Source organism: Microbacterium sp. NPDC089698 (assembly GCF_044749045.1).
Classification (GTDB): Bacteria; Actinomycetota; Actinomycetes; order Actinomycetales; family Microbacteriaceae; genus Microbacterium.
Genome location: NZ_JBIVHE010000003.1, coordinates 255893 through 276758, shown reverse-complemented (window position 1 = coordinate 276758; position 20866 = coordinate 255893). Strand labels below are relative to the sequence as shown.

Sequence of the window (20866 nt, the reverse complement as noted above, 5' to 3'; positions counted from 1 at the left end):
CTCAGGGGAGCGGCGCAGAAACCGCCCCTCACCAGGAAAAAACGAAACCTCCGCGATGTAGAAGCTACGCGAGGGTTCCTGGGGTGATTGTAACGATCACCCGTGTGGCTCCGACCGGCATCGATCCGGTGACCTTTCGATTTTCAGTTGGATGCGGCGGGGTAGCGGGTGCCTGTTGGTCGCCGTTTGCCGCGTGGTTCCGCGGGAAGTGCCTTGGTTGGTCGCGGCTAGTTGACGGTGGTTTCAGCGGAGCTACCGGCACAGTACCGGCACACTCATTCAGGGGTATTTGCGGCGGGTGTGCCAATCTCTCCGGGATTGGAATATTCCTCGGCGTGTTCGTAGATGAACAACAGTGACCTGCGGGTATCTAGGTCAACATGGGTATCGGTGTGCAGAAGTTTTACGAATTCGGCACCGCAATACCGCTTGACGCAAAGCATGATATCGAGCACCCAGGGTGCGGTCGATTCATCTGAAAGTGCACAGCAGGCCAACTCTTGCCAGATCGCGGCCATTCCTGGCAGTGAGATTGTTGCGACCGCGAGATGTCCAAATCGGTCGAGATGATCCGGATTCTTGTCCGCCGCGCACAGCCGCCAGTGGGCCCACCCGTATAGAGCATCAATTTGAATGATCTCATGGATCTGCTCATCCGAGGGGTTGGGTTGCGTCTCCCTCCACCTCATCTCGGCAGCAAAACCATCTCGAACTTGAGTCGTGGTTTGCAGGCCATGCGTGATCATCTTCAAGGCAAGCAACTTAAGCCGCCATTCCGCGTGTTCGGGCGCAGTCTCGATTCCTGCCCGCGAAAACTCAAGCAATGAGTCTGCATATGTGCCTGCCCACAGCATTGCGTCCGCCAGTAACGGGCGGGCCGATTCTTCCCCGAGTGCGACTGCTCGCCGGTACAGATCCACCGCATCAGCAAACCGCTCCGTCTCGAAAGCCAGCCCTGCCTGTGACAGGAGGTAAGGAATCGTCTCGGAGATGGAGCTGTCCGATGCGGCAGCGAGTTCCCACAGGCCACGAGATTGCTCCCGATCTATGTGCCCGAGCACCCGTGCTGCAATGGATAGGGCAACCGCTGGGTTGGCCCACGTCGGAGCTACACTCTGAAACAGGTCTGCGACCCTGATTCTGGTTGCTGTGGAGGCATTGCGGCTAGTAGCTAGGACGCTCGCGATGGCTTCTGAACCGTTCGGATGGTTCTCGATCGCGGCGGATCTTTTGAGCAAACCTTCGAGATCATCAAGATCTTGCGCCTGCATCAGTACAGCGACCGCATCGCCGAGGTGTCCGGCGGAGATGATCATGTACGACTCGCTGGCTGCGGCGCCGAGAATCCGAGTAGCTAGACTCTCGGCTCCAGCTCGGCGGAGGTGGAACGCAAGCGCGAACATGACATCGGCGGCGACTCCAGAGATGTTCGGCGGCATGCTCCCGTAGGTTAGAGGGCGAGGCCTCATTCCTGCCAGGGAGATCTCGATGCCAGCATCAGAGAGGTTCACATATGCGTGCAGGGGTGTGCGAGCGGAGAAGCGAAGACGTAGTTCGCGGAATCTCGACACATAGTCGGTTAGCGCTGCGATCAGAGGGCCGCTATCGGCGCCCAAGAACGTCTCTCCCGTGACTACGACATCGAGTGGAAGAAAGTCGATGACTCGAGCCGCCGCTCGAAACGCCATCGCCTCTCGTTCGATAAGTGCTGGCGTGTCTGAGTCCCAACGGCGAGTCACCTGAACTGTGCGAGACTTGGTGTTTTTCGGCGGCTGCCAAGGCAAGAGGTGGGCCCATTCGTACCAACGACTGTCCGATGCCTTGTCGTAGAAGAAGATCAAAGTCGGGGTCGGCAGGGATTCCCACAGGTTCAGCGTGGTGCGCTTGATCTTCACGCGCGGAGGGTCCGCCGCGGCTGCTGCAGACTTGAGTTGTACCCCGAATTCGATTCCTGTCGCCTCATCGCCGTCGTCGAAAACCTCGACCCAGCGGTCTCGGCCATAGTCTAGGGAACCATCGATGGTGTGAACGGCCCAACTATCGCGGCACGTGACCGCGAAGACTGCGCCTGATCGAGACTCTAGCTTGTGTTGCTGTACCCGCTTAGGGCGAGACTGCTTTGGCTTCTCAGTCATCAAACTCCTCTATGTCCAGCACCGACTACGGGCGATTCTCATTCATGCGTGCGGATATTGCGGCGGTTGGTTGCGGCTGTTGCATGCTGGTATCGGTGGCCATCAGCGCTGGATAGTCACACAAGGTCTTGGGTGCCATCAGGCACCGAGTACAGATCCACAAGCCGACGCTTGGCTGCAGTAACGTAGGCATCGCGGCGCGCGTCGCTCCAGTTGTCGTCTGACTCGTATCGGGTGCGCAGGAGCGGGATGAGAAAGAACGCGACGTCCTCGACGGCTCTCATCGATTTGTTGGACACGCCAGCATGAATTGAGTAGTGCGTCTCGCTGGTGAGGACGACAAAACTCCCGTCGAGATGAAGCTCGACTACGATCTTCGCGGGCAGCGAATCGATGCGAATGTGGAGCCGCATCGGGCCGAGGGTCTCCCCGTTGGCGATCGCGTTAAGAACGACGGGTCGAGACGTATCGACTGTGTGGTGGATAGTGCTGCCGCGGCTTGAACCATCGAGGGTCGCCAGACTGGACCCCTCAAGAAGGCTGACCTCGCCGATTGATGGCCCGTTCTCGATCCATTCGATCGCCCAGAGGAAGAAGTCCGGTCGACCGAGGTGGAGCATCGTCGGACGATCGAATCGGGCGACCGCGCCCGAGAGGCAAGCCGCGAGGCCGCTCTCGACGGCGTCCAAATGTTCCGGTGTCCGCGACGATGCGAGCGCGAGGATCTGGCCCGTTTCAAGCAGGGTGACTACGACATCGACGGCATCAAGACGAAAGTGCTCGTGTGCGGGCCGGTGGCTCAGGATCGCGGCACGCGCCGGATCATGAGTCCAGAAGTAGTACCTGGCAAGTAGCCGCTCAGGTGTCCGCGGGTCGGCGGGTATGCGCTGGACTGGGATATCGTGACCAGGGGCAATTCCGTACTGCCGGATGCGATCATCGTGACTTGCGCCCAGCCAGCCCGGGGTTAGCGCTTTCTCGTCGGGGGGAAGCTGCATCAGCCCCTGACGGATCAAGTCGAGACTCCGTGGTCCGTTCTCAATGAAGAACGGGGTTGCGGCAACTTTGCCGGAGGTGAACATCGGCATTCAAAGCTCCCGATAGCGTACTGACTTAATGCGTGCGTCGATACTGACGATCCTGGCATAGCGTGAGGCGTTTCCTGCCCGGTTGAGTAGCTGCGTCACAACGTCGGTACGTTGCTCGCCGGCCCTTGACCAAACGGTGAAGGTGAGAGATGTCCAAGTCCACTTCTCGATGGGGTGGTGTTCTGCCTGCAGGATCATGTCGAGATGGTCGTGCGACGCTTGCGCCAACGGGTTACCCGACGAGTCAACTGGGGGAGTCTCCACGATCGGTGCAACTTGAGCACGGGGGAATGCCAACCTCAGTTGGCTTCCGTTCGTACGTAGGCGCCAGATGATCAACTTGGCTACGGGGCTGGGACAACGCACGCTGACATCGACGCGAAACATTGGCGACGTGTTGGTGCCCGAGGGCAGCTCGACACAGAGGTCGTGCAGCGGCTCGCTGTCGTCCACGGAGTACCAAGAAATCTCGATGAGGGGTCTGGCGAAGAGAAGGTTCGATAGAAGTGCGATCAAGAACGCTGCGACGAGACCCGAGGAAAGGCCTGCGATCCAATCGTCCCATCCAAGCGCCTTGGTCACCTTCTGTAGGAACGGGTCTAGCCCTAGCGCCACGAAGATCCCGACGGCGATCTGAACCGTCGACCAGAGCACCCGCAGCTTCATGCGAGCCGTAGCGATGTGACAGCGGCTTGGAGCGTCTCTTTCGCTTCACCGGGGTCGTCTGTATCAACCCTACCCATCCGCCAAATACGCAGTTGGTGAAGGGTAGGTGAGGTCAATTGGACAGACGTGATTACGTAACCCACCCAAGTGGAAGACAACGCGGCTGCGATGGCCGGAAGGTCATCGATCAAGGGCATCAGCGCTCGGGTCAGGGTTTCCGCTTCATCGTCATTCAGAGCTGATCCGTCGCGGCCGAGGCCACGGAAAACGTCGATCTCGTAATTGTGATTCTTCGCAAATCGTGCAAGGCGAACTAGGTCATAGCTACCTAGGCGGGGCACCCGGCGGTTTTGGCTAGGATCTTCGAATTCTTGAGGACACCGATCGTCAGCGGGCTCCATCTTGAGCGTGTCTGACCCTGCGCGGGTGCGCTCGAGGATCAGCTGGTTGGTCATGGTCCCATCATGCCTGAGGCATCGGACACTCGGCTAGCGCGTGCGCTGGCGCGGCTGAGGAGCGCCCGGACCGCAGCGGAGCGAGGACCGGACGCACCGCAGGCGGCGCAACCGGCCGTTAGGCCGGCCTTGAACGAGTAAAGAAAGTTCTCACAGATCTCGATCCCGGCAGGCGCTGGCAACGACGATAGGATGTCTAGATGACTCCCGAGTTTCCCGCATCTGCGTTGACTCCTGTGACCAGGACGGCGCTTAGACCGGCGTACGTGCAGATTGCGTCGCAGATTCGTCGGGTCGTGGATGAGCAGGCGGTCGAGCCGGGCACTCAGGTGCCTACCGAGTCCGAACTCGTCGAGCGGTTCGGTGTTTCGCGGATGACCGTTCGAGAGGGGCTCCGACTCTTGCGTACAGAGGGGGTTCTTCGCGCAGAGCATGGCGTCGGGGTCTTCGTTGCGGGGGAGTCTGGCATGCGGATGCCGGTTCAGCTTGCAGGTTCGCTTCCGTCGAGCGAGCCTGCCTGGCGAGAAGCTGTGGTGCGAGCCATCGGATCGCCGGATCGCATTGGACGCGTTGGCGAGATGGAGGAGGGGTGGGCGTCTACCGCGCTCGGCGTTCTCCCGTCAGAGGTCGTGAAGATTCACGTGACCGTTTCAGATCAACCCGGTCGCTATGACAACGTCCGGCTGTACGTAGTGTCGACCCCTGAGGAGGCGGCGAACGTTGCGATCGCTGCAGTCGAGAACGCCGTTGCCTGGCGCGTGTCTGTCCGCGGGTCAGGCCCCGGCGATCTCGAACGAAGTGCAGGAGACCTGATCGTCACTCGGACGGCGTTCGATTCGGCGCGGGACGCAGTGCTCGTTGCCCAGAGCTCGCGGTCATACAACTGGACGGTCACCGTCACCGAGACGGTCTGAGCGGACCGCTTGACAGTCATATAGATGACTGTCATAGTGAGTGTCAGTTAGATATCTAGATGACTAGAAATCTAGATACAGATGACAGGAGGAAGACATGGCACTTCAGTCAGGGATCCCGGTGAGCTTCGAGGGCTACTTCCCGCGCGGGGCGTACATGGTTGGTGAAGTCGAGGCGGTCGTGAAGTGGTCAGACGACGGTCAGCGTCAGGGACAGGACCTCGACAAGAACACGGGCCACCCGCTCTGGCAGGTGCGTGTGATCGACGCCGACCCGGAGGCTCGTAAGGGGCAGAACGAAGTCACGGTCAAGATCGCGAGCATTTCGGAGCCGGCGGCACCGCCGGAGGCGAACGGACTGCCGTTCCGGCCCGTCTTCTTCGACGGGCTGACCGTAACGCCGTACGTGAAGGAAGGCGGCGGGCGTCCGCGTGTCGCCTTCTCGCTGCGCGCGCGGGAAATGAAGCCTGCTGCCAAGGCTCGTGGCGGTGAGTGATGTCGTGGACCTGGCAGCGTGAGCGCGCCTACTGGGCGGGCGAGATCCCGCGCCTCCTGCGCGGTGGGATCTGGCTCATCGCCCTGCTCTTCCTTCTCTCATTCCTCTCGATGTTTCACGTCGTGGGCGTCGTGATGAATGCCTTGATCGCGGCCGTGCCGCTCGTGATCGTCGTTCGGCGGATCCTGGCGGCACGTGACTTCGACGGCGTGCTTGACCGTCGGTGGCAGCGGAAGATGACGAAGTGGATCCTCGGAAATTGGCTGGGGCTCGCGCGCAGTCTTCGCCTTGAGGCGCGCGGACCGCAGGGGACTCCGATCGTAGCGAGCTGCGGGAAGCCCACCTGGCAGAAGCAGACCTGCATGTTGCCCGTCGCGCTGCCTCCTGGCCTCGTTCGCGAGAACCTCGTCAACGTGACGGGGCATCTCGCTCAGGCGTTCGCAGCCTCTCGAGTGAGCGTGGTCGGGGAGCACCTCGGCAGGCTGGCGCTTCGGATCGAGTACGTCGATGTGCTCGCGCGCCCTTTCACTCTGCCGCTCGGTTTGCCGTGGGACGGGCGCACGGTCGTCATGGGCGTTGCGGAAGGAGGCGATCAGTGGTGGCTGCCTGTCGGTCCACACACCCTTGTGGCGGGTTCTTCCGGGAGCGGCAAGGCGTCGCTCGTGTGGGGGCTTCTTCTCGGATTGGCGCAGCCCATCCATCAGGGGCTCGTCGAGATCTGGGGGATTGACCGCAAGGGCGGGATGGAACTCGCGATGGGTCGAGACCTTCTGACGCGGTTCGCCGATGACGCGGCGCACTCGGTTGTGCTGCTCGAGGAGGCGGTCGCTCAGATGCAGAAGCGGGCCCGAGCACTTGCCGGGATCACTCGTCAGCACGTGGCAACCCCCGACAGTCCCACCATCATCGTGCTGATCGATGAGCTCGCCGCGCTCACGGCGTATGAGACCGATCGTGAGATGCTCCGGCGGGCGAACGCCGCAATCGCAACGCTTGCGTCGCAGGGGCGCGCTGTCGGCTTCATCCTTTTCGCCTGCCTTCAGGATCCGCGGAAGGAGACGCTCCCAGCACGGGGGCTGTTCACCCAGACCGTCGGACTCCGTCTTCGCGATCGCATGGAGACCGCGATGGTGCTGGGGGACGGGGCGGTCGCGGCTGGCGCGCTGTGTCATGAGATCTCCCCTTCGACTCCCGGTGTGGCGTATGTCCTCTCGGATTCGGGGACGGCACCGCAGCGTGTACGAGCCGCGTTCGCTGACGATGACCAGATTCGGGAGGCGGCGCTGACGTACTTCGCACCGAATCCGAAGCCGGTGATTGTCCCCGAGGCGACGGCTGAACAGGACACAACCGCGCCGCGCCGGCCGCGGACGCGCGGGCCCAGGAAGACACAAGACAACAAGGAGGAATCGTGAACAAGGCAGCAACGATGGGTACGGCTGGCCTCACGCTGGGTGCACTGGTGCTGGTCGCTGCGTCCGGATTCATCGGGTTTGGCATCGGCGGGCAGACGCGCGGTGGAGTTGTCGCAGAGGGGTCACCGGCTCCGTCGTCGCGGCCGTGCAATCTGCGCGTCACGTGGGATTCGGCGTCGCAGACACATGTCGCGATCTATGACGCTCCGGTGTTCAGCTCAAGCGAGACCTCTTATGGGCGGATCGCCGATCTCAGCTGCACTGATGCGGAGATCCTCGAGTGGCGGGACGCACGTGTCGCGGCGGGGCTGGACGCGCAGGTCTGTCGTCCCGTGCTCTTCAACGACACGGCGACGGCGCATGTCTATCCGATCGGCTGTGCCATTCCGACCGTGGTGGTGACAGGTGAACCTCGCTGAATCGGTTGCGAGGCGGCTGCGGAGTCCCGAGTTCGACTCATGGATGGCTGGAGCTGCGAGAACGGGGTTCTGTGCGAATCCGGTGAGGCTCGGAGGTTCTTCGCTGACGCTCGACCCGGCAAGCGGTGAGGTCCTCGGAGAGTTCTCTGCCTCATCTCAGGCTGATGGCGTCACGTACACACGGTGCGGGAATCGGCGTGCTCGTCGGTGCGAGTCGTGCAGCCACGAGTACAAGGGTGACACCTGGCACATGATCATGGCGGGAGCCGCAGGAGGGATGAAGGGAGTCCCGTCGAGTGTCTCCGACCACCCCATGGTTTTCCTCACTCTGACGGCGCCCTCGTTCGGTGCCGTTCATTCATCAGTCGGCTCGCGCAAGGCGGGGGAGTGCGCGCACGGCAAGCCGCGCGGGTGCGCGTGTGCTCACGATGCCGATGATCCGATACTCGGCGATCCCGTCTGCACCGACTGCTACGACTATGTCGGTCACGTGGTCTGGCAGTTCTTCGCCCCGGAACTCTGGCGCCGCTTCACGATCCAGCTTCGGCGCCAGCTTGCGCACGAGCTGGGGCTGACGCAGCAGGCAGCAGCTTCGGTCGTTCGGGTGCAGTTCGCGAAGGTCGCGGAGTTTCAGCGTCGGGGCGCGGTGCACTTCCATGCGATCGTGCGTCTCGATGGCGTGAGTGAAACCGAGGAGTTCCCGCCGGTTCCGGTGAACGTTGGCGAACAGGAACTGATCGCGGCGATCAAGATCTCTGCTCGGCGGATCTCGTTCGAAGCGCCCCTGGTGCCAGGAGAAGACAGTGCCCGCATGCTCCGCTGGGGTACGCAGATCGATGTTCAGCCGATCGTCCGGCGAGACGGCCTTGATGGCGCATTGTCGGATCGCGCTGTCGCCGCGTACATCGCAAAGTACGCGACCAAAGCAACCGAGGATCTCGATGGTGCATCCGGATCTCGGCACCACATCCGCAGGATCAAGGCGACCGCGGAGTTCATTGCGCGGGAAGGGGGTGCGGAGGGTCTGTACGCGCTGCTCGGTAAGTGGGCGCACATGCTCGGATTCCGGGGGCACTTCTCGTCGAAGTCTCGTCGCTACTCGGTGACGCTCGGTTCGCTGCGCGGCGCTCGTAGGGAGTGGCGGTTGGCGCGGGTCCTCGAGCGGGCTCAGCACGAGGGCCACGACGTCGACGAGGTGCTCGTCATCGGCTCCTGGAGCTTCGCGGGGATGGGCTGGCGCAGCGAGGGGGACCGGGCGCTCGCGATCGAGGCAGCGCGGGCGGCACGTGAATGGCGGGACGCGCATCGGGTGCGTTTCGAACCTGAAGGAGGAGATAAGAGTGCGTAGTGAAATTGAGATGGTGGACGAGGACGTTCTCGAGCCGCTCGAAGACGAGTACCTGACCCGTCGCGAGGTGGCGGCGAGGTGCCGCGTGCCGCTTTCGACGTTCGATTCCCTCCGGCGCCAGGCGCGGGTTCCGTTCCCGGACGCGCACATGGGCAAGCACATGCTGTGGAGGTCATCGACGATCGAGGCATTCCTTGAAGCCGGAGGCACTCGTGGGCTCGGATAGCGGGCGCCTGGATCCGAAGACCCGCAGGCCGCTCCCCGAAGGGATCCGGTACCGCAGCGATCGCAACCGTTATCAGGTTCGAGTGTGGGCCACCGGACTCAACGGCGAGGATCGCGAGCGCAGCTTCCTCGTCGAGACTCTGGCAGAGGCGAAGCGGTTGCGGGCGGATGCAAAGAAGCAGGTCCGGCCGGACGGTGCCACGTCACTCAACGCCTGGCACGCTCGCTACTGGGCGACAATCGAGGCCGGCGTGAGGCCCGCGACGGCACGAGGCTATGACGTCGCCTGGCGCAAGCGTGTGAAGCCCTGGTTCGGGCATCGGAAACTCGAAGCAATCACGGTCGGCGAGATCGAGCAGGCAATCGGGGCGTGGGATGGATCTGCCTCCACACGCAATGACGCGCTCTCGCTGCTGAGCCGTCTGCTCGAGGGTGCTGCCCGTGCGGGAATCCTCGAGGCTAATGTTGCGAGGCTCGCTCGGCGACCGAAGGAGGACAGCCCGCGCAGCTTCCGTTCACGTGCGCTCACTGCCAGCGAAGTGGTGACCATGCTCGAGTTCGTGGAGGACGGTCCCTATCGCGCCTACCTGGCTGTGCTCGTGTTCACGGGCATGCGGGCGGGAGAAGCAAGTGCGCTCCGCGTGGGTGACGTCGACCTGGTTGGCCGGGTGATTCATGTGCGCAGGAGCTTCTCGCCGGGACGCGGTGGAGAGCTGATCGAGCAGTCGCCGAAGAGCCACAAGGAGCGTTCAGTGCCACTTCCGGAAGCTCTGGTGCCGTACGTGCGGCGCGGCATTGAGGGGAAGCGGAGGACTGACCTCGTGTTCACGGGTCCGCGCGGTGGGCGGCTCAGCCCGTCGAATGTCAGGCGGTTCGTAGACTGGGGCGCCCTGCGCTCGCGGCTGGATCGATCCGATCTGCGCATCCACGACCTACGGCACACTTTGGCGACGCTACTCTTTGACGCCGGAGCGGCCGCGAACGATGTGCAAGCGATCCTCGGCCATTCCTCGATGCAGGTGACGGAGCGGTACAGCCGGGCGCGGTCGGATGCTGCAGTGCGGGCGAATGGTGCGCTGGATCGGCTGATCGGGAGCGCGGGATGACGTCTGAACCTGGCGAGAACGGGCCAACTTCTCCGATGCCTCGGCTGACGATCGACGATTCGTTGTGCGCGACGCTTGAGCGCCGCGTTGGATTGCTTTCGCTCGAGGACACTGGACAACATCGACACGGCGGTCTCCGACGACGAGAGGCAGTATTTCGAGCAGGTTCTCGGTGAGATCGACCGTGCCAGTGTGATGCTGGACGGCGAAGAGCGCCGGCATGATCCGGGCGTGATCAGGCAGGTGACAGAGAGGCACGGACGCATGGATGCGGTGGTGCTGGAACTTCAGCGATCGGACTACCGGGATTTGAGCATGGCAAGCGCGCTCGAGCTCGGCAAAGCACTCGCGGCGATCCCAGAAACGGTCGGCGTCTGGATTGCTGAGGACGGCAATTCGGCGCTCCGAGGAGTGGCCAGGCTGCAGTTTGCGGCATCCGGTAAGACCGCGAAGGAGGCGGCCGAGTCGGTCTGGCCGTCGATCTCGATCCTTGAGAAACAGTTCGGGCGGCCGCTTGCTATCGCGTACTTCGATGTGCCGCGGCCGGACGCTGTACCGCAGCTTGTTGCCGAGCAGCTCGGTATTGAGGTCACTCCGAATCAGGCGAAGCTCGTGCGTATGCTCAAGGAGCCACAACGATTCTAAGCCCGGGTGGCCTCAGCTGGGGGCGGAGCGGATCCGCCATGGCACCTTCACTCGCTCTGTGTCATCGCCGCTGAGAAGCGCCACGCACTCCGGGCAATCGCGTTTCGGTTCCACCCGTCGCGGATTCGGCTCAAGGCACGCAAGGCTGACGCCGCAGAGCGCGTACGGATGCCGCTGATCAATGTCGGCGAAGACTTCGGCGAGCATGTCTGCCGCGTGCTCATCGTCTTCGACGATGTGCAGGTAGCGATCTCGCCACTCAAGGTCGTTCCATGCGCGCGTCTTCGGCTCCGCGGTGATGTGCATGTTTGCTCCGATCCTGACTGTGCCTCAGCCACAGCATCGCGCCAACCTCGGACACGAGGTGCCGGTCGCAACATTTGTGGCCAAAAGTGCGGACAAACGTTGCATCGCGTCGCGTCGCGCTCCGCTAGGTCCAATGGATAGCTGTCTGCCACCACGAGGCGTGATCGATGCGTATAGTCCTGGGCGGGATGAGCTACTCGTCGCCGAAGTCGGCCATGATGAGGTCGGAGATCGCGGCCGCGCGCTCTGCCTCGCGTGCATTCATGAACGCGGATAGCTCGGTCCAGCGCACACGTCGGTGCGAGCCACGCATGATCGCGTTGAGCTTCCCGTCGTTGATCAGCTTCACGAGCGTCGGCCTCGAGACACCAAGAAGGTCCGCGGCGAGTGAGGTCGTGAGCAGCTCGGGCATCGTCTGCAGGGTGATCGGTCCGCCTTGCGCCATGCGGTGCACGATCGCGTCGAGACTTTCCGCCAGGCCCGCCGGCACGTCGATCCGCTTGCCTGTCGCCGTGGTGATCGTCACGCCCTGAATCCGCTCATCACCAACGAACTCGACAACCCGGGCGGCTTCATCTCGAAGCTGCTCCGTGATCATCACCGTTGGGCGAGCGAGCCCTGCGGTAGTCATGATCGATTCCCTCGTGATCCTGGGGCTGTTGATCTCGTGATCGAGTACGTGAGTATCCCGACTTTCGTTTGTAAGTGTAAATCAGATCAGACTTAGGACGATACTGGGGGTCAGAATCCGGGACGCTACCGGCACAAAACCGGCACAGGCCTCGCAGAAGACGCGTCTTGTCGCGCTTCGCACGCGCAGCGACCGGGAGCTTCACTCGCTCTACGACCGGTCAGAACAGCCCAGGGGAGCGGCTCAGAAACCGCCACTCATCAGGAAAAGACGAAACCCCCGCGATGTAGAAGCTACGCGAGGGTTCCTGGGGTGATTGTAATGATCACCCGTGTGGCTCCGACCGGCATCGATCCGGTGACCTTTCGATTTTCAGTCGAACGCTCTACCAACTGAGCTACAGAGCCGCACAAGTCCGAAGGTGGAAGCTTCTGACCTGCGTCCTAGACGACAGGCCTTTCCGAAGAAAGGCCTGTCGCTTGGAGCGACCCTGACGGGACTTGAACCCGCGACCTCCGCCGTGACAGGGCGGCACGCTAACCAACTGCGCTACAGGGCCAGAACTATGAAATTGTATCGGAAAGAGTGACCCCAACGGGATTCGAACCCGTGCTACCGCCGTGAAAGGGCGGCGTCCTAGGCCACTAAACGATGGGGCCGGAGGCGAACCTCAGGGGTTCCCTTGCCGACGCTCAAGCATAAGGGGTTTCTGAGGCAAAACACCAATCGAGAGCGCGTCGGCCTGGATCCCGGGCGTGTCCGGGAGCAGAATGAAGGGTGGTCCCGTCCCGTCCCTGAACGCACGACCAGCAGATGACGATCCGAAGAATTCCCGATCCCGAGCGGGATCCGAGGGTTGCGAAAGATGCTGATGTTGTTAGTGTGACATGAGTGAAACCGGCGAAAGGGAGCCTGGTGAACCATCCGAACAGCGAAGACGCCCGTCGACCCGGACAGACGTCGCCCGCTCGGCGTGCCCGCGTGACGCGCCTGGGACGCCGCCGCAGCGGCGCCGTGCTCAGCATCGCCACCGTGGGTGCGCTGATCCTGGGCCTCTTCCTCGGCGCTCCTGCCGCATATGCCGACGACTACCCCAGCTGGGACGACGTGCAGGCGGCGAAGGCCAACGAGGCGTCCGCCGCGAACGAGGTCAGCCGCATCCAGGGGCTCATCGCTTCGCTGACGCAGAACGTCGCCGACACCAAGGCCGCGGCCGAGGCCGCCGGCAACGAGTACTTCGCCGCGCAGCAGGCGCTCGACGCACAGGCGCGACGGCTCGCGGATCTGCAGGGACAGGCCGACACCCAGAAGAAGGTCGCGGATGACACCGCGAGCAAGGCCGGCCAGATCGCCGCGCAGCTCTCGCGCGACGGCGGCGACACCACGGCCCTGCAGCTGTTCTTCTCGAAGTCGACGGCCAACACCGACGAGCTCCTGCAGCGTCTCGGGCAGATGGATCGCGTCCTCTCGGGCACCCAGGCGATCTACGACAAGGCCCTCGAGGCGAAGAACACCGCGCAGTCGCTGACGGACCAGGCCACCTCGGCCAAGGCCGAGCGCGACCGCCTCGCGAAGATCGCCGAAGACAAGATGCAGAAGGCGCAGGCCGCGGCCCAGGCTGCCGCTGCGGCTCTCGCGGATCAGCAGACGCACCTCGGCCAGCTGCAGGCGCAGCTCGCCGCCCTGCAGGACACCACGGCGAAGACCGTCGCGCAGTACCAGGCCGGTGAGGCGGCGCGTGCCGCCGCAGAGGCCGCGCGTCAGGCGCAGCTCGCCGCCGAGCGTCAGGCCGCCGAAGAAGCCGCCCGCCAGAACGGCGGAGGCGGCGGTGGTGGCGGCGGAGGCGGCGACAGCGGAGGCGGCTCGGCCGGGAGCGGCGGCTGGGTCCGCCCGTTCGGCGGTTATCAGTCCTCCGGCTACGGCTACCGCGTGCCCGACTGCGACGTCTGGGGCTGCTCCTCCAGCTTCCACGCCGGCGTCGACCTCGCCGACGGCAGCTGCGGCTCCCCGATCTTCGCCGCGCACTCCGGCACGGTCGTCTACGCCGGCTGGAACGGCGGCTACGGCAACTACATCAAGATCGACAACAGCGACGGCAGCGGGCTCGCCACGGGCTACGGCCACATCCTCAACGGCGGCTACAACGTCAGCGGAGGCGACTGGGTCAACGCCGGGCAGGTGATCGCCTATGCGGGCAACACCGGCGGATCCTTCGGCTGCCACCTGCACTTCGAGGTCTACCAGTGGGGCAGCACCATCAACCCCATCACGTTCATGCAGAACCAGGGCGTCTACATGGGCTGATCCTCGGATCCTTCACACAGAAGACCCCCGGGCCGCTGAGCGCACCGGGGGTCTTCTGTCTGCGTCCGAAGGTCAGTGACCGTCGTTCTTGAAGCGCTCGATGGCCTCGTCGAGGATCCGCTGCGCCTCGGCGGCGTCGCCCCACGCGTCGACCTTGACCCACTTGTTGGGCTCGAGGTCCTTGTAGTGCTCGAAGAAGTGCGCGATCTCCTTCTTCGTGTACTCGGCCAGGTCGCCCAGGTCCTGGATGTGCGACCAGCGCGGGTCCTTGCTCAGCACGGCGACGAGCTTGTCGTCTCCGCCGGCCTCGTCGCTCATCTTCAGCACGGCCACCGGGCGCACGTTCACCACGACGCCGGGGAAGATGGCCTGGTCGAGCAGCACCAGCACGTCCAGCGGGTCGCCGTCCTCGCCGAGGGTGTTGTCGAAGTAGCCGTAGTCGGCCGGGTACCCGAAGGTCGTGTAGAGCACGCGGTCGAGGTGCACTCGTCCGGTCTCGTGGTCGACCTCGTACTTCACGCGGCTGCCGCGCGGGATCTCGATGACGGCGTCGTGTGCGCCCATGCGTGTACTCCTCAGGAAAGACGGTTGGATGCCGCGCACCAGCCTACTTGCGTGCGCCTCCACGCGCCCGCCGTCATCCGCGGACCGCGGAGGCGCCGCCCGACCCGGGTAGCGTGAGAGCGTGCCGTCCCTCTCTCCCGCCGTCGCCGAGATGCGCCGCGCCGTGCGCGCCGCCCTGGCTGCTCTGCCCTCGCAACCCGACGCCGTGATCGTCGCCCTCTCGGGCGGCGCCGATTCGCTGGCGCTGGCGGCCGCGACGGCCTTCGGGGCGCGCGCCGCGGGGATCCGCGTGCAGAGTGTGACGGTCGACCACGGGCTGCAGGACGGATCCGACCGGATCGCCGCCGAGGCCGCCGCGAAGGCGTCGGCGCTCGGCATCGAGGCGCGTGTGGAACGGGTCGTCGTCGCGGAGTCGGGGGAGGGCCCGGAAGCCGACGCACGCGCCGCCCGCTACGCCGCACTGCGCCGGGTCGCGCAGACCGAGGACGCGCCCGTGCTGCTCGGACACACGCTCGACGACCAGGCGGAGACGGTGCTGCTGGGTCTGTCCCGCGGATCCGGCGCAGGCAGCCTGCAGGGCATGGCGCCGGTGCGGACCGACGAGGACGGGACGAGGTGGATCCGCCCGCTCCTCGCCGTGCGGCGCGCCACGACGCGCGCAGCCTGCTCCGCCGAGGGTCTCGACCCCTGGGACGATCCGCACAACGCCGACCCCCGCTACCTGCGCGTGCGGGTGCGCGAGCGCGTGCTGCCGGTGCTCGAGGCCGAGCTCGGCCCTGGCATCGCCGAGGCGCTCGCCCGCACCGCCGAGCAGCTGCGCGAGGACGCGGAGGCGTTCGACGAGATGATCCACGAGACCATCGAAGACATCGTGGAGCACGCCGAGGCCGGGATCTCCGTGAGCGCCGCGGCCCTCGCCGCCAACCCCGCGGCGCTGCGCAATCGCGTGATCCGCCTCGTCGTGCAGAGCGAGTTCGGCGTCGGCCTGACCCGCGCGCAGACCGTCGAGGTCGCGCGCCTGGTCACCGACTGGTCGGGCCAAGGGCCGCTCGATCTGCCCGGCTGCACCGCCACCCGCGTCGGCGGCCGGATCGTGTTCGCCGCGCGCTAGAGCCGAGGCGTGGATCCTTGGATCCGGGTCTGCGAGTGCACGGGGTGTTGTCGAACGCACCGGGTCTTGGCGTGAACGAGCCGTGTGCTCGGCAGGATCCCGTGTGCTCGGCCGGACTCCCGGATCCTCGGATCCCCCCCCCCGGACGCGACGAGACGCGGCCCCCGGGAGGGGACCGCGTCTCGGGTCGTCCTACTTCTTGCCGCCGAGGAGGCCGTCCAGCAGGCCGCCGATGTCGATGCCGCCCGCGCCGCCGGCCGAGGAGCCCTGCTGGCCGCCGCCGAAGAGTCCGCCGAGCCCGCCGAGGATGTCGCCGAGGCCGCCGCCCGACGCGGCGCCCGCGGTCGAGCCCTGCTGCTGGCCGCCGCCGAAGAGGCCGCCGAGGATGTCGCCGAGACCGCCACCGCCGCCGGTCGAGCCCTTCTGGCTGTTCGCGATGAGGCCCATCACGATCGGGGCGAGGATCGGGAGCAGCTTGCCGAAGTCGATGCCGGCCGTCTTCTGCTCGCTGGTCAGGGTCTGCGCGACCTGGTCCGCATTGTCGCCGAACACGTGCGACACGATCTTCTGGCCGTCGGCCTCGTCGATGTCGTTGATCGAGGCCGCACCGGAGAAGCCGTCGTGCTTGGCGAGCGCCGCCTCGATCGCGGAGGAGCCCTCCGCCGTCTCGGCGTTCTTGGCGAGGCCTCCGAGGAGCGCGGCGCCGCCTTCCTGCACCGCCTGCCGCGCGACGTCCTCGCTGACGCCGAGCTTCTGGGCGATGTCGCCGATCGGCACCTGGTTGAGGATCTCGTCGATGTCCATGGGACTCCTTCCGTCCGCGGCGGGGGCTCGGTTCCCCCAAGCGCCACCCCGCCTCTCCGCTCACAGTAGCGGGCGCAGGACGCCTGCGGGAGAACGGATCCGGTCGCGTAAAATCGATCCATGCGCGCTGCGGACATCCCTGACGACCTGACCGAGATCCTCGTCACCGAGGAGGAGATCCGCACCAAGCTCGACGAGCTCGCGGCGCGGGTCGCCGAGGACTACGCGGGCAAGGATCTGCTCCTGGTCGGCGTGCTGAAGGGCGCCGTCATGGTCATGGCCGACTTCGCCAGGGCGCTGCCGTTCTCGGTGCCGATGGACTGGATGGCGGTGTCGAGCTACGGCGCGAGCACCAAGTCCAGCGGCGTGGTGCAGATCCGCAAGGACCTGGACACCGACCTGCACGGCAAGCACGTCCTGATCGTGGAGGACGTCATCGACTCCGGCCTGACCCTGAGCTGGTTGCTGGAGAACTTCGCCTCGCGCGGCGCCGAGTCGATCGAGGTGCTCGCGCTGCTGCGCAAGCCCGAGGCGGCCAAGGTCGTGATCGACTGCAAGTACGTCGGCTTCGACATCCCGCCCGAGTTCGTGGTGGGCTACGGCCTCGACTACTCCGAGCGCTACCGCAACCTGCGCGACGTCGCGGTGCTGGCGCCGCACGTGTACGCCTGAGCGACCGCGGAGACGTCTCGCGCCGCCCCGGGCGGGCGGCTCGAGAAGAGGGGTACGCCGTGGGCGAATCCCCAGGGGGGCGCTAAGACTCTCGCGCTACGCTGATCGGATCATGGATGTAAAGAAGATCACGCGCAGCTGGCTCACGTATGTGGTGCTGATCGGTCTCTTCCTGGTCGGCGGGTTCCTGCTGATCTCGAACCTCGGATCCTCCTCGCAGGTGTCGACCAAGGACGGACTGGACCTGCTCAAGGGCGGCACGGTGACCAAGGTGGTCAACACCGATGGCGACCAGCGCGTGGACATGACGCTGTCGAAGCCGTACAAGGGCGCGGACAGCGTGCAGTTCTATTACGTCCAGGCTCGCGCGGCCGAGGTGGTCAAGGCGATCGACGACGCCGCGCCCAAGGACGGCTACAACGACGCCGTGCCGAAGGCGAGCTGGTTCGACGGCTTCCTCTCGATCCTCATCCCGATGGTGCTGCTCGGCCTGCTCTTCTGGTGGCTGTTGTCCAGTGCCCAGGGCGGCAACAGCAAGATCATGCAGTTCGGCAAGTCCCGCGCGAAGCTCGTGAGCAAGGAGAACCCGACGGTCACCTTCGCCGACGTGGCGGGGGCCGACGAGGCCATCGAGGAGCTCCACGAGATCAAGGAGTTCCTGCAGGATCCGGGCAAGTTCCAGGCGATCGGCGCGCGGATCCCCAAGGGCGTCCTGCTCTACGGCCCTCCCGGGACCGGAAAGACCCTGCTCGCCCGCGCCGTCGCCGGCGAGGCCGGCGCCCCCTTCTACTCGATCTCCGGATCCGACTTCGTCGAGATGTTCGTCGGCGTGGGAGCCTCCCGCGTGCGCGACCTCTTCACGCAGGCCAAGGAGAACGCCCCCGCGATCATCTTCATCGACGAGATCGACGCCGTCGGCCGGCACCGCGGTGCGGGCCTCGGCGGCGGCAACGACGAGCGCGAGCAGACGCTGAACCAGATGCTCGTGGAGATGGACGGCTTCGACCCGAACGCGAACGTCATCGTGATCGCGGCGACCAACCGCCCCGACATCCTCGACCCCGCGCTCCTGCGCCCCGGCCGCTTCGACCGGCAGATCGGCGTGGACGCGCCCGACCTCAAGGGCCGTCAGCACATCCTCGAGGTGCACGCGAAGGGCAAGCCGCTCGCGAACGGCGTCGACCTCGAGGTCGTCGCCCGCAAGACGCCCGGATTCACCGGCGCCGACCTGGCCAACGTGCTCAACGAGGCCGCGCTGCTGACGGCGCGCTCGAACGCGCAGCTCATCGACAACCGCGCCCTCGACGAGGCGATCGACCGCGTCATCGCCGGCCCGCAGCGTCGCACCCGCGTGATGAAGGACAAGGAGAAGCTCATCACGGCGTACCACGAGGGCGGTCACGCGCTCGCGGCGGCGGCGATGAACTACACCGACCCGGTCACCAAGATCACGATCCTGCCGCGCGGCAAGGCCCTCGGTTACACGATGGTGCTCCCGCTGGACGACAAGTACTCGGTCACCCGCAACGAGCTGCAGGACCAGCTCACCTACGCGATGGGCGGCCGCGTGGCCGAGGAGATCGTCTTCCACGACCCGACCACGGGCGCCTCGAACGACATCGAGAAGGCGACGTCGATCGCCCGCAAGATGGTGCTCGAGTACGGCATGACGACGGAGCTCGGACCGGTCAAGCTCGGCACCGAGGGTGGAGAGCCCTTCGCCGGCCGCGACATGGGCCGCGGACGCGAGTACTCCGAGACGATCGCCGAGCGCGTGGACACGCAGGTGCGCGCCCTCATCGAGCAGGCGCACAACGAGGCGTACGAGGTGCTGAGCGCCAACCGCGACATCCTCGACAAGCTCGCGCGCGAGCTGCTCGAGAAGGAGACCCTGGACCACAACCAGATCGCGGAGATCTTCACGGAGATCCGCAAGCTGCCCGAGCGCCCGCAGTGGCTCTCGAGCGAGGACCGTCCGGTGTCGCTGCTGCCCCCGATCGACATGCCGCAGCGCGGCGTCGAGGTGGGCACCGCGGCGACCGAGGCCGCCCAGCCGTCGACGGAGCGCCGGCCGGGCACCGCGGGCGGCGGCAAGCCGCGCCCCGCGACGGCCTGAGCGATGGCCGTCGATCGGGAGCGCGTCGCGAGCCTGACCCGTGAGCTGCTCCTCGCGATCGGCGAGGACCCGGAGCGTCCGGGGCTGAAGCAGACCCCGGCGCGGATGGCCGACCTGTACGCCGAGTTCTTCGCCGGCTTGGGCGAGGATCCCGGCGCCCCGCTCGCGCACACGATCAGCGTCTCGCACGGGCCCGCGCCCGACACCCTGCCCTCGGGCGCGGTGCTGCTGCGCGGCATCCGGTTCCGCTCGGTGTGCGAGCACCACCTGCTGCCGTTCGCCGGGCACGCGCACATCGCGTACCTGCCCGGGGAGCACGTCGTCGGACTCGGCGCGCTGGTCAAGGTGGTCGAGATCCTCGCCTCGCGTCCGCAGGTGCAGGAGCGGCTCGGCGAGCAGGTCGCCGACGCGATCGCCTCCCACCTCGACGCGCAGGGCGTGCTCGTGGTGATGGACGCGGTGCACGGCTGCGTCACCATGCGGGGCGGCCGGCAGACGGAGGCCTCGACCCTCACGATCGCGGCCAGGGGGGTCTACACGGATCCCGTCGCGCGCGCCGAGCTGATCGCGCTGATCGGGGCGGGCGCGCGGCCTGCGGCCGACCCGTTCGTCCCGTCGTCGATCGACGCGCCCGGAACCACCGCATGACCGCGATCTGGGGGATCGTCAACGCCACCCCCGATTCGTTCAGCGACGGCGGGCGCTACGCCGACGCCGACCACGCGGTCGCGCACGCCCTGCTGCTGCGCGCGCAGGGCGCACACGTGCTCGACATCGGCGGCGAATCCACCCGCCCCGGCGCCGAGCGGGTGCCCGTCGCCGAGGAGCAGCGTCGCGTGCTGCCGGTCATCGAGCGCCTCGCCGCCGAGGGGATCCCGGTGAGCGTGGACACCCTGAACGCCGGCACCGCGGTCGCCGCCGTCCGCGCGGGGGCGCGGATCGTGAACGACGTCTCGGGAGGCCTGGCGGATCCGGAGATGCTCGCGGCCGTCGCCGAATCGGGCGCCGACATCGCGCTCGGACACTGGCGCGGGCCGTCCTCGGACATGTACGCGCGCGCCGAGTACGGGCGGGTCGGCCGCGAGGTGGCCGGCGAGCTGCGCGAGCGCGTGGCCGCCGCGGCGGCGGCCGGCATCGCCCCCTCGCGCATCATCGTCGATCCCGGCGTGGGGTTCGCGAAGACCGCGGGCCAGAACTGGGATCTGCTGCGCGAGCTCGCCGACATCGTGGCGCTCGGGCCACGCGTGCTCGTGGGGACGTCGCGCAAGCGCTTCCTCGCCGACGCCCTGGGCGCCGACGCCGACGAGCGGCGCAAGGATCTGGCGACCGCCGTGACGAGCGCGCTCGCCGCCCGCGCCGGGGCGTGGGCCGTGCGCGTGCACGACGTCGCCGCCACGCGCGACGCCCTCGCGGTGCTCGGCGCCTGGGACGGCTGAGCCCCCTCAC

General features: G+C 65.9%; 22 protein-coding genes and 3 tRNA genes. 14 read left to right on the top strand and 11 right to left on the bottom strand.

Annotated features, from left to right (window positions below; all coding sequences use genetic code 11):
- Positions 1-275: 275 nt before the first annotated feature.
- From ACIPY5_RS11215 to ACIPY5_RS11200, 4 genes are all read right to left on the bottom strand, one after another.
- A complete protein-coding gene (locus tag ACIPY5_RS11215; RefSeq protein WP_400970533.1) occupies positions 276-2135 on the bottom strand; it encodes a DUF4365 domain-containing protein in 1860 nt (619 codons plus the stop codon).
- A 116-nt stretch (positions 2136-2251) separates the two neighbouring features.
- Positions 2252-3223 (bottom strand): hypothetical protein, encoded by a 972-nt coding sequence (locus ACIPY5_RS11210; protein WP_400970530.1) that lies wholly within the window; start codon positions 3221-3223, stop codon positions 2252-2254.
- Positions 3224-3889: a hypothetical protein gene (locus ACIPY5_RS11205; protein ID WP_400970527.1), complete on the bottom strand. Its 666-nt coding sequence runs from the start codon at positions 3887-3889 to the stop codon at positions 3224-3226.
- Complete coding sequence (locus ACIPY5_RS11200; protein ID WP_400970524.1) at positions 3886-4344, bottom strand: hypothetical protein; 459 nt, start codon at positions 4342-4344, stop codon at positions 3886-3888. Before ACIPY5_RS11200 ends, ACIPY5_RS11205 begins: the two co-directional genes overlap by 4 nt.
- 200 nt (positions 4345-4544) lie before the next feature.
- Between ACIPY5_RS11200 and ACIPY5_RS11195 the strand changes: the two genes are divergently transcribed.
- From ACIPY5_RS11195 to ACIPY5_RS11160, 8 genes are all read left to right on the top strand, one after another.
- The gene (locus ACIPY5_RS11195; protein WP_400970521.1) at positions 4545-5258 is read left to right on the top strand and encodes a GntR family transcriptional regulator; all 714 of its coding nucleotides are present in this window, start codon (positions 4545-4547) and stop codon (positions 5256-5258) included.
- 97 nt (positions 5259-5355) lie between these two features.
- Positions 5356-5754 carry a plasmid replication, integration and excision activator gene (locus ACIPY5_RS11190; RefSeq protein ID WP_400970519.1) on the top strand — a complete coding sequence of 133 codons (399 nt, stop codon included), beginning with the start codon at positions 5356-5358 and terminating at the stop codon, positions 5752-5754.
- A complete protein-coding gene (locus tag ACIPY5_RS11185; RefSeq protein WP_400970859.1) occupies positions 5754-7169 on the top strand; it encodes an FtsK/SpoIIIE domain-containing protein in 1416 nt (471 codons plus the stop codon). Before ACIPY5_RS11190 ends, ACIPY5_RS11185 begins: the two co-directional genes overlap by 1 nt.
- Entirely contained in the window at positions 7166-7588 is a 423-nt protein-coding gene (locus tag ACIPY5_RS11180; RefSeq protein ID WP_400970516.1) for a hypothetical protein, read from the top strand. The genes ACIPY5_RS11185 and ACIPY5_RS11180 overlap by 4 nt, the downstream gene beginning before the upstream one ends.
- Before the next feature lie 43 nt (positions 7589-7631).
- Positions 7632-8936 (top strand): replication initiator, encoded by a 1305-nt coding sequence (locus ACIPY5_RS11175; RefSeq protein WP_400970513.1) that lies wholly within the window; start codon positions 7632-7634, stop codon positions 8934-8936.
- 10 nt (positions 8937-8946) lie between these two features.
- Positions 8947-9162 (top strand): helix-turn-helix transcriptional regulator, encoded by a 216-nt coding sequence (locus tag ACIPY5_RS11170; protein ID WP_400970511.1) that lies wholly within the window; start codon positions 8947-8949, stop codon positions 9160-9162.
- Positions 9149-10267, top strand: a complete 1119-nt coding sequence (locus ACIPY5_RS11165) for a tyrosine-type recombinase/integrase (protein ID WP_400970508.1) — start codon at positions 9149-9151, stop codon at positions 10265-10267. Before ACIPY5_RS11170 ends, ACIPY5_RS11165 begins: the two co-directional genes overlap by 14 nt.
- A 75-nt stretch (positions 10268-10342) precedes the next feature.
- Positions 10343-10912, top strand: a complete 570-nt coding sequence (locus ACIPY5_RS11160; RefSeq protein WP_400970506.1) for a hypothetical protein — start codon at positions 10343-10345, stop codon at positions 10910-10912.
- 12 nt (positions 10913-10924) lie between these two features.
- Here the strand turns inward: ACIPY5_RS11160 and ACIPY5_RS11155 are convergent, their stop codons facing one another.
- The 5 genes from ACIPY5_RS11155 to ACIPY5_RS11135 all read right to left on the bottom strand — a co-directional run bounded on the left by ACIPY5_RS11155 (position 10925) and on the right by ACIPY5_RS11135 (position 12508).
- Positions 10925-11218, bottom strand: a complete 294-nt coding sequence (locus ACIPY5_RS11155; protein ID WP_400970504.1) for a hypothetical protein — start codon at positions 11216-11218, stop codon at positions 10925-10927.
- 193 nt (positions 11219-11411) lie between these two features.
- Positions 11412-11849, bottom strand: a complete 438-nt coding sequence (locus ACIPY5_RS11150; RefSeq protein WP_400970502.1) for an excisionase family DNA-binding protein — start codon at positions 11847-11849, stop codon at positions 11412-11414.
- A 334-nt stretch (positions 11850-12183) separates the two neighbouring features.
- Positions 12184-12256, bottom strand: a tRNA-Phe gene (locus ACIPY5_RS11145).
- 78 nt (positions 12257-12334) lie between these two features.
- Positions 12335-12408, bottom strand: a tRNA-Asp gene (locus tag ACIPY5_RS11140).
- Positions 12409-12435: 27 nt separating this feature from the next.
- Positions 12436-12508 (bottom strand) — tRNA-Glu (locus tag ACIPY5_RS11135).
- A gap of 322 nt (positions 12509-12830) precedes the next feature.
- Here ACIPY5_RS11135 and ACIPY5_RS11130 point away from each other — a divergent pair.
- Complete coding sequence (locus tag ACIPY5_RS11130; protein ID WP_400970500.1) at positions 12831-14153, top strand: M23 family metallopeptidase; 1323 nt, start codon at positions 12831-12833, stop codon at positions 14151-14153.
- A 72-nt stretch (positions 14154-14225) separates the two neighbouring features.
- Here ACIPY5_RS11130 and ppa read toward each other — a convergent pair whose 3' ends face one another.
- Positions 14226-14717 (bottom strand): inorganic diphosphatase, encoded by a 492-nt coding sequence (ppa, locus tag ACIPY5_RS11125; RefSeq protein WP_105688269.1) that lies wholly within the window; start codon positions 14715-14717, stop codon positions 14226-14228.
- A 151-nt stretch (positions 14718-14868) separates the two neighbouring features.
- On the opposite strand from ppa, the gene tilS reads away from it, so the two are divergent.
- Positions 14869-15828, top strand: a complete 960-nt coding sequence (tilS, locus tag ACIPY5_RS11120) for a tRNA lysidine(34) synthetase TilS (RefSeq protein WP_400970856.1) — start codon at positions 14869-14871, stop codon at positions 15826-15828.
- Positions 15829-16020: 192 nt separating this feature from the next.
- On the opposite strand, the gene ACIPY5_RS11115 is transcribed toward tilS, so the two are convergent.
- Positions 16021-16632 (bottom strand): DUF937 domain-containing protein, encoded by a 612-nt coding sequence (locus tag ACIPY5_RS11115; RefSeq protein ID WP_400970496.1) that lies wholly within the window; start codon positions 16630-16632, stop codon positions 16021-16023.
- Between the two features lie 120 nt (positions 16633-16752).
- Here ACIPY5_RS11115 and hpt point away from each other — a divergent pair, with 120 nt between their 5' ends.
- The 4 genes from hpt (at position 16753) to folP (ending at position 20856) form a co-directional block, all read left to right on the top strand.
- Positions 16753-17304 carry a hypoxanthine phosphoribosyltransferase gene (gene hpt, locus ACIPY5_RS11110; RefSeq protein WP_309337228.1) on the top strand — a complete coding sequence of 184 codons (552 nt, stop codon included), beginning with the start codon at positions 16753-16755 and terminating at the stop codon, positions 17302-17304.
- A gap of 112 nt (positions 17305-17416) precedes the next feature.
- A complete protein-coding gene (ftsH, locus tag ACIPY5_RS11105; protein ID WP_400970492.1) occupies positions 17417-19420 on the top strand; it encodes an ATP-dependent zinc metalloprotease FtsH in 2004 nt (667 codons plus the stop codon).
- A gap of 3 nt (positions 19421-19423) precedes the next feature.
- On the top strand, positions 19424-20068 hold the full coding sequence (folE, locus tag ACIPY5_RS11100; protein WP_400970489.1) for a GTP cyclohydrolase I: 645 nt from the start codon (positions 19424-19426) through the stop codon (positions 20066-20068).
- Positions 20065-20856: a dihydropteroate synthase gene (gene folP / locus ACIPY5_RS11095; RefSeq protein ID WP_400970487.1), complete on the top strand. Its 792-nt coding sequence runs from the start codon at positions 20065-20067 to the stop codon at positions 20854-20856. The genes folE and folP overlap by 4 nt, the downstream gene beginning before the upstream one ends.
- The last annotated feature ends 10 nt before the right edge of the window (positions 20857-20866 follow it).

Excerpts from the sequence above, each read along its gene's own strand:
- folE (WP_400970489.1), top strand. The coding sequence starts at position 19,424 with ATGGCCGTCGATCGGGAGCGCGTCGCGAGCCTGACCCGTGAGCTGCTC.
- hpt (WP_309337228.1), top strand. The coding sequence starts at position 16,753 with ATGCGCGCTGCGGACATCCCTGACGACCTGACCGAGATCCTCGTCACC.
- ACIPY5_RS11215 (WP_400970533.1), bottom strand. The coding sequence starts at position 2,135 with ATGACTGAGAAGCCAAAGCAGTCTCGCCCTAAGCGGGTACAGCAACAC.
- ACIPY5_RS11150 (WP_400970502.1), bottom strand. The coding sequence starts at position 11,849 with ATGACTACCGCAGGGCTCGCTCGCCCAACGGTGATGATCACGGAGCAG.
- ppa (WP_105688269.1), bottom strand. The coding sequence starts at position 14,717 with ATGGGCGCACACGACGCCGTCATCGAGATCCCGCGCGGCAGCCGCGTG.
- ACIPY5_RS11185 (WP_400970859.1), top strand. The coding sequence starts at position 5,754 with ATGTCGTGGACCTGGCAGCGTGAGCGCGCCTACTGGGCGGGCGAGATC.
- ACIPY5_RS11195 (WP_400970521.1), top strand. The coding sequence starts at position 4,545 with ATGACTCCCGAGTTTCCCGCATCTGCGTTGACTCCTGTGACCAGGACG.
- ACIPY5_RS11210 (WP_400970530.1), bottom strand. The coding sequence starts at position 3,223 with ATGCCGATGTTCACCTCCGGCAAAGTTGCCGCAACCCCGTTCTTCATT.
- ACIPY5_RS11190 (WP_400970519.1), top strand. The coding sequence starts at position 5,356 with ATGGCACTTCAGTCAGGGATCCCGGTGAGCTTCGAGGGCTACTTCCCG.
- ftsH (WP_400970492.1), top strand. The coding sequence starts at position 17,417 with ATGGATGTAAAGAAGATCACGCGCAGCTGGCTCACGTATGTGGTGCTG.
- ACIPY5_RS11170 (WP_400970511.1), top strand. The coding sequence starts at position 8,947 with ATGGTGGACGAGGACGTTCTCGAGCCGCTCGAAGACGAGTACCTGACC.
- ACIPY5_RS11115 (WP_400970496.1), bottom strand. The coding sequence starts at position 16,632 with ATGGACATCGACGAGATCCTCAACCAGGTGCCGATCGGCGACATCGCC.
- ACIPY5_RS11155 (WP_400970504.1), bottom strand. The coding sequence starts at position 11,218 with ATGCACATCACCGCGGAGCCGAAGACGCGCGCATGGAACGACCTTGAG.
- ACIPY5_RS11200 (WP_400970524.1), bottom strand. The coding sequence starts at position 4,344 with ATGACCAACCAGCTGATCCTCGAGCGCACCCGCGCAGGGTCAGACACG.
- folP (WP_400970487.1), top strand. The coding sequence starts at position 20,065 with ATGACCGCGATCTGGGGGATCGTCAACGCCACCCCCGATTCGTTCAGC.
- ACIPY5_RS11205 (WP_400970527.1), bottom strand. The coding sequence starts at position 3,889 with ATGAAGCTGCGGGTGCTCTGGTCGACGGTTCAGATCGCCGTCGGGATC.
- tilS (WP_400970856.1), top strand. The coding sequence starts at position 14,869 with ATGCGCCGCGCCGTGCGCGCCGCCCTGGCTGCTCTGCCCTCGCAACCC.
- ACIPY5_RS11175 (WP_400970513.1), top strand. The coding sequence starts at position 7,632 with ATGGCTGGAGCTGCGAGAACGGGGTTCTGTGCGAATCCGGTGAGGCTC.